The sequence below is a fragment of the Pseudomonas putida genome (genome assembly GCF_050990305.1).
GTDB lineage: Bacteria > Pseudomonadota > Gammaproteobacteria > Pseudomonadales > Pseudomonadaceae > Aquipseudomonas > Aquipseudomonas putida_AH.
In genome coordinates this window covers 5,925,580-5,942,066 of sequence record NZ_CP158817.1, presented here as the reverse complement: position 1 = coordinate 5,942,066, position 16,487 = coordinate 5,925,580, and the positions used below count along the sequence as shown (strand labels likewise).

The 16,487-nt window shown below is 53.8% G+C and carries 13 protein-coding genes, 6 tRNA genes and 3 rRNA genes; 20 read left to right on the top strand and 2 right to left on the bottom strand.

What is annotated here, in order from left to right; translation table 11 throughout:
• The first annotated feature begins 117 nt into the window (after positions 1–117).
• Positions 118–468, top strand: coding sequence for an iron-sulfur cluster insertion protein ErpA (gene erpA / locus ABTV22_RS27090; RefSeq protein WP_007906865.1), 351 nt, complete (start codon positions 118–120; stop codon positions 466–468).
• A 66-nt stretch (positions 469–534) separates the two neighbouring features.
• On the opposite strand, the gene ABTV22_RS27085 is transcribed toward erpA, so the two are convergent.
• Together ABTV22_RS27085 and ABTV22_RS27080 are read right to left on the bottom strand one after the other, a co-directional pair.
• Positions 535–1,626 carry an anhydro-N-acetylmuramic acid kinase gene (locus ABTV22_RS27085; RefSeq protein ID WP_433737383.1) on the bottom strand — a complete coding sequence of 364 codons (1,092 nt, stop codon included), beginning with the start codon at positions 1,624–1,626 and terminating at the stop codon, positions 535–537.
• A gap of 3 nt (positions 1,627–1,629) precedes the next feature.
• Complete coding sequence (locus tag ABTV22_RS27080; RefSeq protein WP_433741521.1) at positions 1,630–3,045, bottom strand: peptidoglycan DD-metalloendopeptidase family protein; 1,416 nt, start codon at positions 3,043–3,045, stop codon at positions 1,630–1,632.
• Between the two features lie 213 nt (positions 3,046–3,258).
• Between ABTV22_RS27080 and tyrS the strand changes: the two genes are divergently transcribed.
• The 19 genes from tyrS (at position 3,259) to rplL (ending at position 16,455) form a co-directional block, all read left to right on the top strand.
• Complete coding sequence (gene tyrS / locus ABTV22_RS27075; protein ID WP_095195818.1) at positions 3,259–4,458, top strand: tyrosine--tRNA ligase; 1,200 nt, start codon at positions 3,259–3,261, stop codon at positions 4,456–4,458.
• Between the two features lie 495 nt (positions 4,459–4,953).
• Positions 4,954–6,490, top strand: a 16S ribosomal RNA gene (locus ABTV22_RS27070).
• 80 nt (positions 6,491–6,570) lie between these two features.
• Positions 6,571–6,647 (top strand) — tRNA-Ile (locus tag ABTV22_RS27065).
• Between the two features lie 30 nt (positions 6,648–6,677).
• Positions 6,678–6,753, top strand: a tRNA-Ala gene (locus tag ABTV22_RS27060).
• A 243-nt stretch (positions 6,754–6,996) separates the two neighbouring features.
• A 23S ribosomal RNA gene (locus tag ABTV22_RS27055) occupies positions 6,997–9,888 on the top strand.
• 153 nt (positions 9,889–10,041) lie between these two features.
• Positions 10,042–10,157 (top strand): 5S ribosomal RNA (gene rrf / locus ABTV22_RS27050).
• The 16S, 23S and 5S rRNA genes sit together here with 2 tRNA genes alongside, the layout of an rRNA operon.
• 137 nt (positions 10,158–10,294) lie before the next feature.
• Entirely contained in the window at positions 10,295–11,254 is a 960-nt protein-coding gene (gene birA / locus ABTV22_RS27045; RefSeq protein WP_433737382.1) for a bifunctional biotin--[acetyl-CoA-carboxylase] ligase/biotin operon repressor BirA, read from the top strand.
• Complete coding sequence (locus ABTV22_RS27040) at positions 11,244–11,993, top strand: pantothenate kinase (protein ID WP_433737381.1); 750 nt, start codon at positions 11,244–11,246, stop codon at positions 11,991–11,993. Before birA ends, ABTV22_RS27040 begins: the two co-directional genes overlap by 11 nt.
• Before the next feature lie 7 nt (positions 11,994–12,000).
• Entirely contained in the window at positions 12,001–12,441 is a 441-nt protein-coding gene (locus tag ABTV22_RS27035) for a hypothetical protein (protein ID WP_433737380.1), read from the top strand.
• Positions 12,442–12,584: 143 nt separating this feature from the next.
• Positions 12,585–12,669: transfer RNA gene (locus ABTV22_RS27030), tRNA-Tyr, on the top strand.
• Between the two features lie 23 nt (positions 12,670–12,692).
• A tRNA-Gly gene (locus tag ABTV22_RS27025) sits at positions 12,693–12,766 on the top strand.
• Between the two features lie 26 nt (positions 12,767–12,792).
• Positions 12,793–12,868: transfer RNA gene (locus ABTV22_RS27020), tRNA-Thr, on the top strand.
• Between the two features lie 167 nt (positions 12,869–13,035).
• Positions 13,036–13,111 (top strand) — tRNA-Trp (locus ABTV22_RS27015).
• 45 nt (positions 13,112–13,156) lie between these two features.
• Positions 13,157–13,525 carry a preprotein translocase subunit SecE gene (gene secE, locus ABTV22_RS27010; RefSeq protein WP_007984402.1) on the top strand — a complete coding sequence of 123 codons (369 nt, stop codon included), beginning with the start codon at positions 13,157–13,159 and terminating at the stop codon, positions 13,523–13,525.
• 9 nt (positions 13,526–13,534) lie between these two features.
• Positions 13,535–14,068, top strand: coding sequence for a transcription termination/antitermination protein NusG (nusG, locus tag ABTV22_RS27005; RefSeq protein ID WP_007984405.1), 534 nt, complete (start codon positions 13,535–13,537; stop codon positions 14,066–14,068).
• A 117-nt stretch (positions 14,069–14,185) separates the two neighbouring features.
• Complete coding sequence (gene rplK, locus ABTV22_RS27000) at positions 14,186–14,617, top strand: 50S ribosomal protein L11 (protein WP_007933726.1); 432 nt, start codon at positions 14,186–14,188, stop codon at positions 14,615–14,617.
• Complete coding sequence (gene rplA / locus ABTV22_RS26995; protein WP_003228754.1) at positions 14,617–15,312, top strand: 50S ribosomal protein L1; 696 nt, start codon at positions 14,617–14,619, stop codon at positions 15,310–15,312. Before rplK ends, rplA begins: the two co-directional genes overlap by 1 nt.
• A 198-nt stretch (positions 15,313–15,510) precedes the next feature.
• Positions 15,511–16,011: a 50S ribosomal protein L10 gene (gene rplJ, locus ABTV22_RS26990; RefSeq protein WP_018925653.1), complete on the top strand. Its 501-nt coding sequence runs from the start codon at positions 15,511–15,513 to the stop codon at positions 16,009–16,011.
• Positions 16,012–16,089: 78 nt separating this feature from the next.
• Positions 16,090–16,455 (top strand): 50S ribosomal protein L7/L12, encoded by a 366-nt coding sequence (gene rplL, locus ABTV22_RS26985; protein ID WP_011063780.1) that lies wholly within the window; start codon positions 16,090–16,092, stop codon positions 16,453–16,455.
• Positions 16,456–16,487 lie beyond the last annotated feature (32 nt).

Genomic DNA, 16,487 nt, shown 5'->3' with positions numbered 1-16,487 from the left:
GGGGTCGACGATTGGAGTGGTTGATATACCATAACAATAGTTGACCGATTTTCTAGGACAAGCGGATAATGCGCGTCATCACGCAATATGACGGCGTAGCGCCGGGAGATAGTCAGCATGAGCGTTGAATCCTTCACCCCCACGGCTTTGCAATTCACCCACGGTGCCGCGCACAAGGTGAAGAGCCTGGTCGATGAAGAGGGGAATGATCGCTTGAAGCTGCGCGTATTTGTTACGGGCGGCGGTTGTTCAGGTTTTCAGTACGGCTTCACCTTCGATGAAGAAGTGGCCGATGACGACACCATCGTCGAACGCGAAGGCGTGAGTCTGGTTGTCGATCCGATGAGCTTTCAGTATCTGGCGGGTGCCGAAGTGGATTACCAGGAAGGTCTGGAAGGTTCGCGCTTCGTCATCAAGAACCCGAACGCGACCACCACCTGTGGCTGTGGCTCATCGTTCTCGATCTGATCAGCGTCCCGGATCATCAAAACGCCGCAGGGCCTTACAGCCCTGCGGCGTTTTGCTGTCTGGTGTTCAAGCGGGGTAGATAGCGCCCAGGACTCGCAAGCCGCGGGCCCCGGTGACGCTCGGGCGGTTGGCAGCGATGCCTTCGAGGCAGCAGTGGGCGAGCCAGGCAAAGGCCATGGCTTCGACCCAGTCGGGATCTACACCGTATGCGGATGTGCTGCTGACTTTCGCCTTCGGCAGCAGGCAGGACAGGCGATTCATCAACGTGGCGTTATGCGCACCGCCGCCGCAGACCAGCACTTCCTGAGTGTGCGCTTGGGCCCCTTGCAGTGACTCGACGATGGTCAATGCGGTCAGCTCAAGCAGCGTTGCCTGTACGTCTTCGGCGGCGAAAGCCGGCAACTGCGCCAGGTGCTGCATTAGCCATGGCAGGTTGAACACTTCACGGCCCGTACTTTTCGGGCCTTGGGTCACAAAAAATGGATCGCTGAGCAGCGCCTTCAGCAAGATCGGTTCGACCTTGCCGCAGGCCGCCCATTGGCCGTCACGGTCATAGTTTTCACCGCGTTGCTGGTGAATCCAGGCGTCCATCAGCACATTCCCCGGGCCGCAGTCGAAGCCGGCAACAGGCTTGTCGGGTTCGATCAGGCTGAGATTGCTAAAGCCGCCAATATTCAGTACCGCTCGATTGCCGGTTCGTTCTTCGAATAGTGCTTCGTGAAAGGCAGGAACCAACGGTGCGCCTTGCCCACCGGCTGCAACGTCACGGCTGCGGAAGTCGCTGACCACTGTGATGCCGGTCAACTCGGTCAGCAGGGCGGGGTTGCCAATCTGCACCGTGAAGCCTCGCGCCGGCTCGTGCCGAATGGTCTGTCCGTGACTGCCGATTGCGCGAATGTCATCAGGTTTTAGCTGATATTGGACTAGCAGGGCGTTAATGCCTTGTGCTGCCAGTTTCACCCAGTTCTGCTGGGCAATGGCGGATCGGGCAATCTCGTCTGAACCGCTGGCGCACAAGCCAAGCAGCTCGGCGCGCAGAGATTCGGGCATGGGGATGTAGTGCGTGGCGATCAGCCTGATCGCCGGAGATTGCTCGATCAGCGCTATGTCCAGGCCATCAAGGCTGGTCCCGGACATTACACCTATGTAAAGCGCCATGGCTTAGCGCTTCGAGGCGAGCATGGTGGCTTTCTCTTGATCCATGCGAGCCATCAGCGGCTGGCTCTGGGCGAGGAAGCGTGCGCGCTCCGCCTTGGAGATCGGATCGGCCATAGCCACCTTCTGACCCAACGGATCGACATGGACGCCATTGACCTGGAACTCATAGTGCAGGTGCGGGCCGGTCGACAGGCCGGTGGTGCCGATATAGCCAATCACCTGGCCCTGTTTGACGGTGCTGCCCGTCTGTACGCCTTTGGCAAAGCCCTGCATATGACCATACAGCGTGCGGTAGGTGTTGCCGTGCTGGATGATGACGGTATTGCCGTAACCACCACGACGTCCGGCCAACAGTACCTTTCCGTCACCGGCTGCCTTGATCGGCGTGCCGCGAGGGGCTGCGTAATCAACGCCTTTGTGGGCGCGGATCTTGTTTAGGATCGGGTGCTTTCGGCCCATGGAGAACTTGGAGCTAATGCGGGCGAAATCTACCGGGGTGCGAATGAACGCCTTGCGCATGCTGTTGCCGTCAGCGGTGTAGTAGCTGCTGTTGCCTTGTTTGTTGGTGTAGCGCACGGCGGTATAGGTCTTGCCACGGTTGGTGAAGCGTGCGGACAGGATCGGCCCGTTGCCGACAGCCTTGCCATTGACGACCTTCTGCTCGTAGATCACATCGAATTCGTCTCCCTGGCGAATATCCTGAGCAAAGTCGACGTCGTAGCCAAACACACTGGCCATGTCCATGGTCAGGCTGTGGGACAGGCCGGCGCGGGCGGCGGACTGTGACAGCGAGCTATTGATCACGCCGTGAACATAGGCGGAGCGTACGGTTGGTTTGGCGGTAGTACGGTTGAACGTGTAGCCCTTGTCATTCTTGGTCAGCGAAATGGTTTCGAGGTCGCTGACTTTGCTGTGCAGATTGGTCAGTTGGCCATCCGGGCTTAGTTCGAATTCGAGTTTCTGTCCGTGCTTAAGTTGACTGAACTGCTTCGCCTGCTTGTTGCTGGCCAGTACGTCATGCACCGAAGTGGCCGGAAGACCGACCTTCTCGAACAGGGTGGAGAGGGTATCTCCCTTGGCGACGATCACTTCCCTGTGGTTTGGCGTCTTCTTTTGTTCGAGGACTGGTGCCGGTGCGGCTTGAGCGGCTTCCTGAGTGTCTTGCGCGCTGTCATCTATCTGCGCAAAAGGAGATGCTGCGGGTTCATTTGTGGCTTGGACGGCCTCGGCAGCGTCTTGATCTTGTGTCAGTTGTTCAGCAGGGCTTTCCAGTTCAAGACTCAGGGTCGTCTTTTTAGCTTCAACATCACTGGAGGGAAATACCAGAAGCGCCAGGCTCAGAAGAGCGGCGATGCCACTTGCGGCCAGCAGGTGGGTCTTCGGGTAAAGCGGTGGCGCTTTAGACGATTCTTTGGTCATAGGTAATTTTTGACTTTGAAAAAGATGAATTGGAAAAAGATGAATGACATGATGAATATGAAATAACTGTATAAAATATAACCAAATCATCTCTGAAGCAAGTCTGCGGACGTCCTATCTGTGGATTGGCTTCCGTGCGCCGGGCAAACCTTGTATTTGACGTGCGATCTTGTATGGTTGGTTCCCTTTGAATCTGAGCCTTGCGGGTCTGTTATGAAGTCGGTTGAAGAGCAGCTAGCGCTGATCAAACGTGGTGCCGAAGAACTGTTGGTCGAGTCCGAGCTGATTGAAAAGCTCAAGCGCGGCCAGCCGCTGCGTATTAAGGCGGGCTTCGATCCGACTGCGCCGGATCTGCATCTGGGCCATACCGTGCTTATTAATAAGCTGCGCCAGTTCCAGGAGTTGGGTCACCAGGTGATCTTCCTGATTGGCGACTTCACCGGGATGATTGGTGATCCGAGTGGTAAGAGTGCAACGCGTCCTCCGCTTACTCGCGAGCAGGTTCTCGAGAATGCCGAGACCTACAAGACTCAGGTGTTCAAGATTCTTGATCCAGCGAAGACCGAAGTGGCATTCAACTCCACCTGGATGGATCAGATGGGGCCGGCCGACTTCATTCGCCTGACTTCTCAGTACACCGTCGCGCGTATGCTCGAGCGCGATGACTTCGATAAGCGCTACACGACCAATCAGCCAATCGCCATTCACGAATTCCTCTACCCACTGGTTCAGGGGTATGACTCGGTTGCCTTGCGTGCGGACGTCGAGTTGGGCGGTACCGATCAGAAGTTCAATTTGCTGATGGGGCGCGAGTTGCAGCGCGGTTATGGTCAGGAGGCTCAATGCATCCTGACCATGCCGTTGCTTGAAGGGTTGGATGGTGTGAAGAAGATGTCCAAGTCTTTGGGCAACTACGTCGGTATCCAGGAAGCGCCGGGCGTGATGTATGGCAAGCTGGTTTCCATTCCAGATGCGTTGATGTGGCGTTATTTCGAACTGCTTAGCTTCCGCTCCATGGATGAGATCAATGCCTTCCGGGCTGATGTAGAGGCGGGTGCCAATCCGCGCGATATCAAGATCAAGCTGGCTGAAGAGATTGTTGCGCGTTTCCATGGTGAGGAGGCTGCGGCTAATGCCCACCGTGCGGCAGGCAATCGCATGAAGGATGGCGAGCTGCCGGATGATTTGCCTGAGATCGAGTTGACCGCTGCCGAGGATATGCCGATCGCTGCTGTCCTTAATAAAGCGGGCCTGGTGAAGAACTCGGCTGTTGCGCGGGATCTGCTTGGTTCTGGTGGTGTGCGTATAGACGGAGAGGTTGTGGATCGCTCCTTTATATATGTCTTGGGTGCAACCCATGTTTGCCAGGCTGGGAAGAAGGCATTTGCGCGTATTACGCTTAAGTCTGAATAAATCTGAAATTAAGGGTTGACGGCGAATTTTAGAAGCCTATAATTCGCCCCACTTCCGGCGCAGTCGAAACGGAAAACTCCTTGGTAAACAATGAGTTACGCAGTTTTCGGCGGCAGGTTGCTTCAGGTCATCGAAGCCGAAAGGAAGTTGAAAAAGAGGTGTTGACAGCAGCGAGTAACGCTGTAGAATTCGCCTCCCGCTGACGAGAGATCGAAAGCGCAAGTGGTTGAAGTTGTTAAGGAAATCCTTGAAAACTTCTGAAAATAATCACTTGACAGCAAATGAGGCTGCTGTAGAATGCGCGCCTCGGTTGAGACGAAAGATCTTAACCAACCGCTCTTTAACAACTGAATCAAGCAATTCGTGTGGGTGCTTGTGGTATCAGACTGCTAGTCAACAGATTATCAGCATCACAAGTTACTTCGCGAGAAATCAAAGATGTAACCAACGATTGCTGAGCCAAGTTTAGGGTTTTCTCAAAACCCAAAGATGTTTGAACTGAAGAGTTTGATCATGGCTCAGATTGAACGCTGGCGGCAGGCCTAACACATGCAAGTCGAGCGGATGAAAGGAGCTTGCTCCTGGATTCAGCGGCGGACGGGTGAGTAATGCCTAGGAATCTGCCTGGTAGTGGGGGACAACGTCTCGAAAGGGACGCTAATACCGCATACGTCCTACGGGAGAAAGCAGGGGACCTTCGGGCCTTGCGCTATCAGATGAGCCTAGGTCGGATTAGCTAGTTGGTGAGGTAATGGCTCACCAAGGCGACGATCCGTAACTGGTCTGAGAGGATGATCAGTCACACTGGAACTGAGACACGGTCCAGACTCCTACGGGAGGCAGCAGTGGGGAATATTGGACAATGGGCGAAAGCCTGATCCAGCCATGCCGCGTGTGTGAAGAAGGTCTTCGGATTGTAAAGCACTTTAAGTTGGGAGGAAGGGTTGTAGATTAATACTCTGCAATTTTGACGTTACCGACAGAATAAGCACCGGCTAACTCTGTGCCAGCAGCCGCGGTAATACAGAGGGTGCAAGCGTTAATCGGAATTACTGGGCGTAAAGCGCGCGTAGGTGGTTTGTTAAGTTGGATGTGAAAGCCCCGGGCTCAACCTGGGAACTGCATTCAAAACTGACAAGCTAGAGTATGGTAGAGGGTGGTGGAATTTCCTGTGTAGCGGTGAAATGCGTAGATATAGGAAGGAACACCAGTGGCGAAGGCGACCACCTGGACTGATACTGACACTGAGGTGCGAAAGCGTGGGGAGCAAACAGGATTAGATACCCTGGTAGTCCACGCCGTAAACGATGTCAACTAGCCGTTGGGAGCCTTGAGCTCTTAGTGGCGCAGCTAACGCATTAAGTTGACCGCCTGGGGAGTACGGCCGCAAGGTTAAAACTCAAATGAATTGACGGGGGCCCGCACAAGCGGTGGAGCATGTGGTTTAATTCGAAGCAACGCGAAGAACCTTACCAGGCCTTGACATCCAATGAACTTTCCAGAGATGGATTGGTGCCTTCGGGAACATTGAGACAGGTGCTGCATGGCTGTCGTCAGCTCGTGTCGTGAGATGTTGGGTTAAGTCCCGTAACGAGCGCAACCCTTGTCCTTAGTTACCAGCACGTTATGGTGGGCACTCTAAGGAGACTGCCGGTGACAAACCGGAGGAAGGTGGGGATGACGTCAAGTCATCATGGCCCTTACGGCCTGGGCTACACACGTGCTACAATGGTCGGTACAGAGGGTTGCCAAGCCGCGAGGTGGAGCTAATCCCATAAAACCGATCGTAGTCCGGATCGCAGTCTGCAACTCGACTGCGTGAAGTCGGAATCGCTAGTAATCGCGAATCAGAATGTCGCGGTGAATACGTTCCCGGGCCTTGTACACACCGCCCGTCACACCATGGGAGTGGGTTGCACCAGAAGTAGCTAGTCTAACCTTCGGGGGGACGGTTACCACGGTGTGATTCATGACTGGGGTGAAGTCGTAACAAGGTAGCCGTAGGGGAACCTGCGGCTGGATCACCTCCTTAATCGACGACTCAGCTGTACCATAAGCTCCCACACGAATTGCTTGATTCATTGAAGAAGACGATAGAAGCAGCCCGAAATTGGGTCTGTAGCTCAGTTGGTTAGAGCGCACCCCTGATAAGGGTGAGGTCGGCAGTTCGAATCTGCCCAGACCCACCAATTTTGTGTGGGAAACGCCTGTAGAAATACGGGGCCATAGCTCAGCTGGGAGAGCGCCTGCCTTGCACGCAGGAGGTCAGCGGTTCGATCCCGCTTGGCTCCACCACTACTGCTTCTGAAGTAAGAGCTTAGAAATGAGCATTCCATCGAGTGATGGTGAATGTTGATTTCTAGTCTTTGACTAGATCGTTCTTTAAAAATTTGGGTATGTGATAGAAAGATAGACTGAACAGCACTTTCACTGGTGTATGTTCAGGCTAAGGTAAAATTTGTGAGTGACTCTTAAGAGTTTTGCGAATTTTCGGCGAATGTCGTCTTCATAGTATAACCAGATTGCTTGGGGTTATATGGTCAAGTGAAGAAGCGCATACGGTGGATGCCTTGGCAGTCAGAGGCGATGAAAGACGTGGTAGCCTGCGAAAAGCTTCGGGGAGTCGGCAAACAGACTTTGATCCGGAGATGTCTGAATGGGGGAACCCAGCCATCATAAGATGGTTATCTTGTACTGAATACATAGGTGCAAGAGGCGAACCAGGGGAACTGAAACATCTAAGTACCCTGAGGAAAAGAAATCAACCGAGATTCCCTTAGTAGTGGCGAGCGAACGGGGACTAGCCCTTAAGTGGCTTTGAGATTAGCGGAACGCTCTGGAAAGTGCGGCCATAGTGGGTGATAGCCCTGTACGCGAAAATCTCTTAGTCATGAAATCGAGTAGGACGGAGCACGAGAAACTTTGTCTGAATATGGGGGGACCATCCTCCAAGGCTAAATACTACTGACTGACCGATAGTGAACTAGTACCGTGAGGGAAAGGCGAAAAGAACCCCGGAGAGGGGAGTGAAATAGATCCTGAAACCGTATGCGTACAAGCAGTGGGAGCAGACTTTGTTCTGTGACTGCGTACCTTTTGTATAATGGGTCAGCGACTTATTTTCAGTGGCGAGCTTAACCGAATAGGGGAGGCGTAGCGAAAGCGAGTCTTAATAGGGCGTCTAGTCGCTGGGAATAGACCCGAAACCGGGCGATCTATCCATGGGCAGGTTGAAGGTTAGGTAACACTGACTGGAGGACCGAACCGACTACCGTTGAAAAGTTAGCGGATGACCTGTGGATCGGAGTGAAAGGCTAATCAAGCTCGGAGATAGCTGGTTCTCCTCGAAAGCTATTTAGGTAGCGCCTCATGTATCACTGTAGGGGGTAGAGCACTGTTTCGGCTAGGGGGTCATCCCGACTTACCAAACCGATGCAAACTCCGAATACCTACAAGTGCCGAGCATGGGAGACACACGGCGGGTGCTAACGTCCGTCGTGAAAAGGGAAACAACCCAGACCGTCAGCTAAGGTCCCAAAGTTATGGTTAAGTGGGAAACGATGTGGGAAGGCTTAGACAGCTAGGAGGTTGGCTTAGAAGCAGCCACCCTTTAAAGAAAGCGTAATAGCTCACTAGTCGAGTCGGCCTGCGCGGAAGATGTAACGGGGCTCAAACCATACACCGAAGCTACGGGTATCACTTAGGTGATGCGGTAGAGGAGCGTTCTGTAAGCCTGTGAAGGTGAGTTGAGAAGCTTGCTGGAGGTATCAGAAGTGCGAATGCTGACATGAGTAACGACAATGGGTGTGAAAAACACCCACGCCGAAAGACCAAGGTTTCCTGCGCAACGTTAATCGACGCAGGGTTAGTCGGTCCCTAAGGCGAGGCTGAAAAGCGTAGTCGATGGAAAACAGGTTAATATTCCTGTACTTCCGGTTATTGCGATGGAGGGACGGAGAAGGCTAGGCCAGCTTGGCGTTGGTTGTCCAAGTTTAAGGTGGTAGGCTGGAATCTTAGGTAAATCCGGGATTCTAAGGCCGAGAGCTGATGACGAGTTACCCTTTGGGTGACGAAGTGGTTGATGCCATGCTTCCAAGAAAAGCTTCTAAGCTTCAGATAACCGGGAACCGTACCCCAAACCGACACAGGTGGTTGGGTAGAGAATACCAAGGCGCTTGAGAGAACTCGGGTGAAGGAACTAGGCAAAATGGCACCGTAACTTCGGGAGAAGGTGCGCCGGTGAGGGTGAAGCACTTGCTGCGTAAGCTCACGCCGGTCGAAGATACCAGGCCGCTGCGACTGTTTATTAAAAACACAGCACTCTGCAAACACGAAAGTGGACGTATAGGGTGTGACGCCTGCCCGGTGCCGGAAGGTTAATTGATGGGGTTAGCTAACGCGAAGCTCTTGATCGAAGCCCCGGTAAACGGCGGCCGTAACTATAACGGTCCTAAGGTAGCGAAATTCCTTGTCGGGTAAGTTCCGACCTGCACGAATGGCGTAACGATGGCGGCGCTGTCTCCACCCGAGACTCAGTGAAATTGAAATCGCTGTGAAGATGCAGTGTATCCGCGGCTAGACGGAAAGACCCCGTGAACCTTTACTATAGCTTTGCACTGGACTTTGAATTTGCTTGTGTAGGATAGGTGGGAGGCTTTGAAGCGTGGACGCCAGTCTGCGTGGAGCCATCCTTGAAATACCACCCTGGCAACTTTGAGGTTCTAACTCAGGTCCGTTATCCGGATCGAGGACAGTGTATGGTGGGTAGTTTGACTGGGGCGGTCTCCTCCTAAAGAGTAACGGAGGAGTACGAAGGTGCGCTCAGACCGGTCGGAAATCGGTCGTAGAGTATAAAGGCAAAAGCGCGCTTGACTGCGAGACAGACACGTCGAGCAGGTACGAAAGTAGGTCTTAGTGATCCGGTGGTTCTGTATGGAAGGGCCATCGCTCAACGGATAAAAGGTACTCCGGGGATAACAGGCTGATACCGCCCAAGAGTTCATATCGACGGCGGTGTTTGGCACCTCGATGTCGGCTCATCACATCCTGGGGCTGAAGCCGGTCCCAAGGGTATGGCTGTTCGCCATTTAAAGTGGTACGCGAGCTGGGTTTAGAACGTCGTGAGACAGTTCGGTCCCTATCTGCCGTGGACGTTTGAGATTTGAGAGGGGCTGCTCCTAGTACGAGAGGACCGGAGTGGACGAACCTCTGGTGTTCCGGTTGTCACGCCAGTGGCATTGCCGGGTAGCTATGTTCGGAAAAGATAACCGCTGAAAGCATCTAAGCGGGAAACTTGCCTCAAGATGAGATCTCACTGGAACCTTGAGTTCCCTGAAGGGCCGTCGAAGACTACGACGTTGATAGGTTGGGTGTGTAAGCGCTGTGAGGCGTTGAGCTAACCAATACTAATTGCCCGTGAGGCTTGACCATATAACACCCAAGCAATTTGACTACTCGAAAGAGCATCAGATTGCGGTGTGTGAAGACGCAATGAACCGAAAGTTCGCGTAACTCGCAAATCACCGAAAGCTGTCACATACCCAATTCGCTGGAACGTCGCAAGACGGCCCGGCTCAAGAATTTCTTGACGACCATAGAGCATTGGAACCACCTGATCCCATCCCGAACTCAGAAGTGAAACGATGCATCGCCGATGGTAGTGTGGGGTTTCCCCATGTGAGAGTAGGTCATCGTCAAGATTAAATTCCGAAACCCCTATCTGCGTATGCAGGTAGGGGTTTTGTTTTTGCCTGCAGGAAAGCCAAAGCTACTGGATTTCTATGCAATAGCTCCTCGCGTGGCTATTATGCGGGCCTCATTGTGAGGCGAGACCTGCATGCTGACGTTGTTAAAGCTTCTTAAAGATGGTCGATTCCATTCAGGTCAGGCGTTGGGCGCAGCGTTGGGCGTCAGTCGTAGTGCCGTGTGGAAGCAGCTTCAGCATTTAGAGGCTGAACTGGGCTTGTCTATTCATAAGGTCCGTGGACGCGGTTATCAATTAGCCGCTCCATTAGCGCTGCTTGATCCCTGCGAGATAAGCGCTCAGGCACCTTCTTGTGCCTGGCCCGTCCAGGTCTACGACTCAATCGACTCCACGAACGCCGAAGCTCTGCGTGCAATAGAGCGGGGGCAATCTGCGCCATTTATTGTGCTTGCGGAGCGGCAGACGTCCGGGCGCGGGCGACGTGGTCGAAAGTGGGTTAGTCCGTTTGCTGAAAACATCTATTACAGCCTGGTGCTGCGCATTGATGGTGGGATGCGCCAGCTGGAGGGCTTGAGTCTCGTCGTTGGCCTTGCTGTCTTGCAGACGCTGCGCGAGCTCGGCATAGCAGCAGCTGGATTGAAATGGCCTAACGATGTTCTTGTGGGGCAGAAAAAAATTGCGGGAATCTTGCTCGAGTTGGTCGGTGACCCTGCTGACGTGTGTCACGTGGTTCTCGGGGTGGGTGTCAATGTGAACATGCAATCCGCGGATGAAGTAGACCAGCAATGGACTTCCATGCGGCTTGAGTCGGGCAAGTTGTTTGATCGCAACCAGTTGGTTGCCAGGCTGGGAGAGGTGCTGCAGCAATACCTGGCTCGCCATCAGGCTGGTGGCTTTTTGGCTATCCAGTCCGAGTGGGAGCAAAATCATCTGTGGCAGGGGCGAATCGTGTCGTTGATTGCCGGCGTGAATCAAATTGATGGTGAAGTGCTTGGTATTGATGGCCAGGGCGCCTTGCGCCTGAAGGTGGATGGTGTGGAGAAAGTCTTCAGTGGTGGAGAGTTGAGCTTGAGGTTGCGTGATGATTCTTGAGCTCGATTGTGGGAATAGTTTCATCAAGTGGCGTGTACTTGCCGTAAATGCTGGGCAGGTGCTTGGTGAAGGGATTGTCGATTCCAGTCTCGCTTTGCTAGAGGGGTTGGGAGGGGTCAAGGGGCTCTCAATCACGTTTTGTCGACTAGTGAGTGTCAGGACTGCGGATGAGACCGGTGCGCTTACGTCTTTGCTGGGGGATACCTTTGGTGTGTCGGTTGCTTGCGCAGTGCCGGCGCGCGAAATGTCTGGTGTGCGCAATGGGTATGAAGAGTTTGAGCGGTTGGGTCTGGACCGTTGGCTTGCCATGCTTGGGGGTTATCACCTGGCTTCAGGTGCCTGTTTAGTTCTCGACTTTGGTACGGCCGTGACTGCCGACTTTGTCGCTGTAGATGGAGAGCACCTGGGTGGTTTTATCTGTCCGGGGATGCCGCTGATGCGCAACCAGTTGCGCACCCATACTCGTAAAATTCGTTATGGAGATCTCGCGGCTGAGCAGGCTCTGGAAAGTCTTGCACCGGGCCGCGCGACAGTTGAGGCTGTAGAGCGTGGTTGTCTGTTGATGTTGCGTGGTTTCGTGCTGACACAGCTCGAGTTGGCGCGCAGTTACTGGGGTGAGGACTTTGTTGTATTCCTTACTGGAGGGGATGCAAACCTGGTGTCCGAGGTAGTGCCTCAGGCCAGGGTGGTTCCGGACTTGGTGTTTGTCGGATTGGCCATGGCCTGTCCCTTGTCCTGAGGTTTTTATGCGTTGGTTGTTTCTGCTGCTGCTTGTCCTGAATGGGTTCTACTACATCTGGCATCAACAAGAGGCCCCTCTGCGCGCGAAGGATGTCACGCCTTTGAGTTTGTATCGCGGGTCCCAGCAGGATATCCGTCTGTTGAGTGAGGCGAGTGACGTATCCAAAGACAAAGGTAAAGCGGTCTCGGCAGACAGTGGCTGCCTTTATCTGGGAGGCTATGTACGCCAGGAGCTCGCGCAGGCGGTTGAGCGGCGCTTGAGCGGGATGGAGGTCAAGTATCAGCCCCTGCCAAGAGCAGGCTCAGAAGGTGCCGCGTATTGGGTGCGTATTGCTCCGGAAAGCAGGCGCTGGCTAGATGATGTACAGCTGCAAAACCTTTCTAAAGAATTCAATGAGTTAAAACATAAAATAATGCCCTGCGAGGGGGTTGCGCCTACTGAATAGTTTGCATAGAATGGCGCCCGCTCCACAGCGAACACCGGAAACGGAAAGTGATGTGGAGCGAGGTCAACGCAGCTAAGCTCAGGTTTTTAATGAGAAAAATGCTTGACAGAAGGCTGGCATGATGTAGAATGCCGGCTCGCTTAGGAGGGGTTCCCGAGCGGCCAAAGGGATCAGACTGTAAATCTGACGTCTACGACTTCGAAGGTTCGAATCCTTCCCCCTCCACCATTTTAGCGAGAGCTGTAAGCCTCGCGGGTATAGTTTAGTGGTAGAACCTCAGCCTTCCAAGCTGATGATGCGGGTTCGATTCCCGCTACCCGCTCCAAGTTTACAGGTTTTGCACAGTGTTTCGCTCTTGTAGCTCAGTTGGTAGAGCACACCCTTGGTAAGGGTGAGGTCAGCGGTTCAAATCCGCTCAAGAGCTCCATATAACAAGGCAGATATGAAAATATCTGCCTTTGTTTTAAGTGGTTCGAGATGTCTTTGGTTGTTCGTGGTGGTTTCACGCTATCGCGGGTGTCGTGCCAGGGGTGTTGAGTAAGTTGTTGTAAAGTCTCCTTCGGGCCGGCATAATGGTCGGCCTGATTTTGTTTTAGGTCAGTAGCTCAATTGGCAGAGCGACGGTCTCCAAAACCGTAGGTTGGGGGTTCGATTCCCTCCTGACCTGCCAGATTCACTCGGTGTGTCTGGCTTTCTTTTCACAGGATCTTCATAGATGACTCCTAAAGCTGAAGCTCAAGGCTCTCGCTTCGATCTCCTAAAGTGGCTGGTAGTAGTCGCTTTGGTGGTCGTTGGCGTTGTTGGAAATCAGTATTTCTCTGCTTCGCCGATCCTGTACCGTGTACTCGCATTGCTTGCTATTGCTGCTGTAGCTGCCTTTGTAGGCCTGCAAACTGTGAAGGGCAAGTCTTTCTTTGTACTGGTTAAGGAAGCTCGCACCGAGATTCGTAAAGTCGTGTGGCCAACTCGTCAAGAAACCACGCAGACCACCCTGATTGTGGTGGCTGTTGTTCTGGTTATGGCGTTGCTGTTGTGGGGGCTTGATTCCCTGCTCGGTTGGCTTGTTTCCTTGATCGTCGGCTAAGGGTGTCCCGTGGCTAAGCGTTGGTATGTTGTGCATGCTTACTCCGGTTACGAGAAGCATGTAATGCGCTCGCTGATCGAGCGCGTAAAGCTGGCCGGTATGGAAGATGGCTTCGGCGAGATTCTGGTTCCCACTGAAGAAGTGGTCGAGATGCGCAACGGCCAGAAGCGCAAAAGCGAACGTAAATTCTTCCCTGGCTACGTGCTGGTGCAGATGGATATGAACGAGGGAACTTGGCACTTGGTCAAGGATACTCCTCGGGTGATGGGCTTTATCGGTGGTACCGCCGATAAGCCAGCGCCGATCACTGACAAAGAGGCAGAAGCAATTCTGCGCCGCGTTGCTGATGGCAGCGACAAGCCGAAGCCGAAGACGTTGTTCGAGCCGGGTGAGTCGGTGCGAGTCAATGACGGTCCGTTTGCGGACTTTACCGGTGTTGTTGAAGAAGTTAACTACGAAAAGAGTCGGATCCAGGTCGCAGTGCTCATTTTCGGTCGCTCTACTCCGGTAGAGCTGGAGTTCAGTCAGGTCGAAAAGGTCTAACTGAGCAAGCATCCCAACCCCGCAGCCGTAGGCTGTGGGGTTTTGTCGTCACTGGGATAAACGCGCAAGTAACCGGGGAGCCTTTCGAGGCGTTCGAACCCGTAATTGGAGTGCCTCATGGCCAAGAAGATTACCGCTTACATCAAGCTGCAAGTGAAGGCCGCTCAGGCTAACCCAAGCCCACCTGTTGGTCCTGCTCTGGGTCAGCACGGCGTGAACATCATGGAATTCTGCAAGGCTTTCAACGCCCGTACTCAGGGTCTTGAGCCAGGTCTGCCGACTCCAGTGATCATCACTGTCTACAGCGACCGTAGCTTCACTTTCGAAACCAAATCCACCCCTGCTTCGGTTCTGCTGAAGAAGGCGGCTGGTCTGACTAGCGGTTCCGCTCGTCCGAACACCGTTAAGGTTGGCACCGTAACCCGTGCCCAGCTGGAAGAAATCGCGAAAACCAAAAACGCGGATCTGACTGCAGCTGATATGGAAGCAGCCGTGCGTACTATCGCCGGTTCTGCTCGTAGCATGGGCCTTAACGTGGAGGGTGTGTAATGGCTAAGCTGACCAAGCGTCAAAAGGCTATCGCCGGCAAAATCGAAGCAGGCAAGGCCTACAACATTGTAGATGCCGCTGCTCTGCTGGCCGAGCTGTCGACTGTCAAGTTCAGCGAGTCGTTCGACGTTGCTGTAAACCTGGGTGTAGACCCGCGTAAATCCGACCAGGTCGTTCGTAGCGCTACTGTGCTGCCACACGGCACTGGCAAGACCGTTCGCGTTGCCGTGTTCACCCAGGGGCCAGCTGCTGAGGCCGCTCTGGCTGCCGGCGCTGACCGTGTAGGTATGGACGATCTGGCTGCCGAAATGAAAGGCGGCGACCTGAACTATGACGTAGTGATTGCATCCCCGGATGCCATGCGCGTTGTAGGTCAACTGGGTCAGATCCTCGGTCCACGTGGCCTGATGCCTAACCCAAAAGTCGGCACCGTAACTCCAGACGTAGCTACCGCGGTTAAAAACGCCAAGGCTGGTCAGGTTCGTTATCGCACCGACAAAAACGGCATCATCCACACTTCCGTTGGCAAGATCGGCTTCGACGCCGTCAAGCTGAAGGAAAACGTTGAAGCCCTGATCGCTGATCTGAAGCGTATCAAGCCAGCTTCCTCGAAAGGCATTTACGTCAAGCGCGTTACCCTGAGCACCACCATGGGCCCAGGTCTGGTTATCGACCAGAGCTCGCTGGACGCGTAAGACAGAAATTGGTGCAAGCGATTGCGCCAATTGAAAGATTGGGGTCCCTGCCTGGCGGGGGCTATCCAAGACCGTAGGCGACGTAAGTCTTAAACCACAAGCCTACGCAGATGGTGCTCCCGGTTCCTTACCGAATCAGACACCAAAACGACATCCGGTTCCGACTGGATGAAACGGTAACAAGCAGGAGTTAAACCCGTGGCAATTAAACTCGAAGACAAGAAGGCCATCGTCGCTGAAGTCAACGAGGCTGCCAAAGTCGCTCTGTCCGCTGTCGTGGCTGATGCCCGTGGCGTAACAGTAGGCGCAATGACCGGACTCCGTAAAGAGGCTCGTGAAGCTGGCGTTTACGTACGTGTTGTACGTAACACCCTGCTCAAGCGCGCTGTTGCTGACACTGAATTCAGTGTTCTCAACGACGTGTTCACCGGCCCTACCCTGATTGCGTTCTCCAAAGAACATCCAGGCGCTGCTGCCCGGATTTTCAAAGAGTTCGCCAAGGGTCAGGACAAGTTCGAGATCAAGGCAGCTGCGTTTGATGGCAAGTTCCTTGCCGCTAACCAGATCGACGTGTTGGCTACCCTGCCAACCCGCGACGAAGCTATTGCGAAACTGATGAGCGTGATCCAAGGCGCTACCAGCAAGCTGGCTCGTACCCTGGCAGCCGTTCGCGACCAGAAAGAAGCAGCTGCTGCCTAAGGCACAGCAAGATCTTTCAAAATCATATGTTTAATTTGATGGCTGCGTAAGCTGTCACCCCAATACAGGATTCAAGTCATGTCTCTGACTAACGAACAAATCATCGAAGCAATCGGCCAGAAAACCGTTCTGGAAGTTGTTGAGCTGATCAAAGCAATGGAAGAAACCTTCGGCGTTACCGCTGCTGTTGCTGCTGCTGGTCCAGCTGCTGCTGCTGCTGTTGTTGAAGAGCAAACTGAATTCAACGTCATGCTGACCGAAGCTGGCGAGAAGAAAGTTAACGTGATCAAGGCTGTACGTGAACTGACCGGTCTGGGCCTGAAAGAAGCCAAGGCTGTAGTTGACGGCGCTCCTGCCATGGTTCTGGAAGCTGTTGCCAAAGAAGCAGCTGACAAAGCCAAAGCAGCTCTGGAAGAAGCAGGCGCTAAAGTCGAGCTGAAGTAAGCATCGACTTTGCGTTTCCAGCCCGAGCGTTA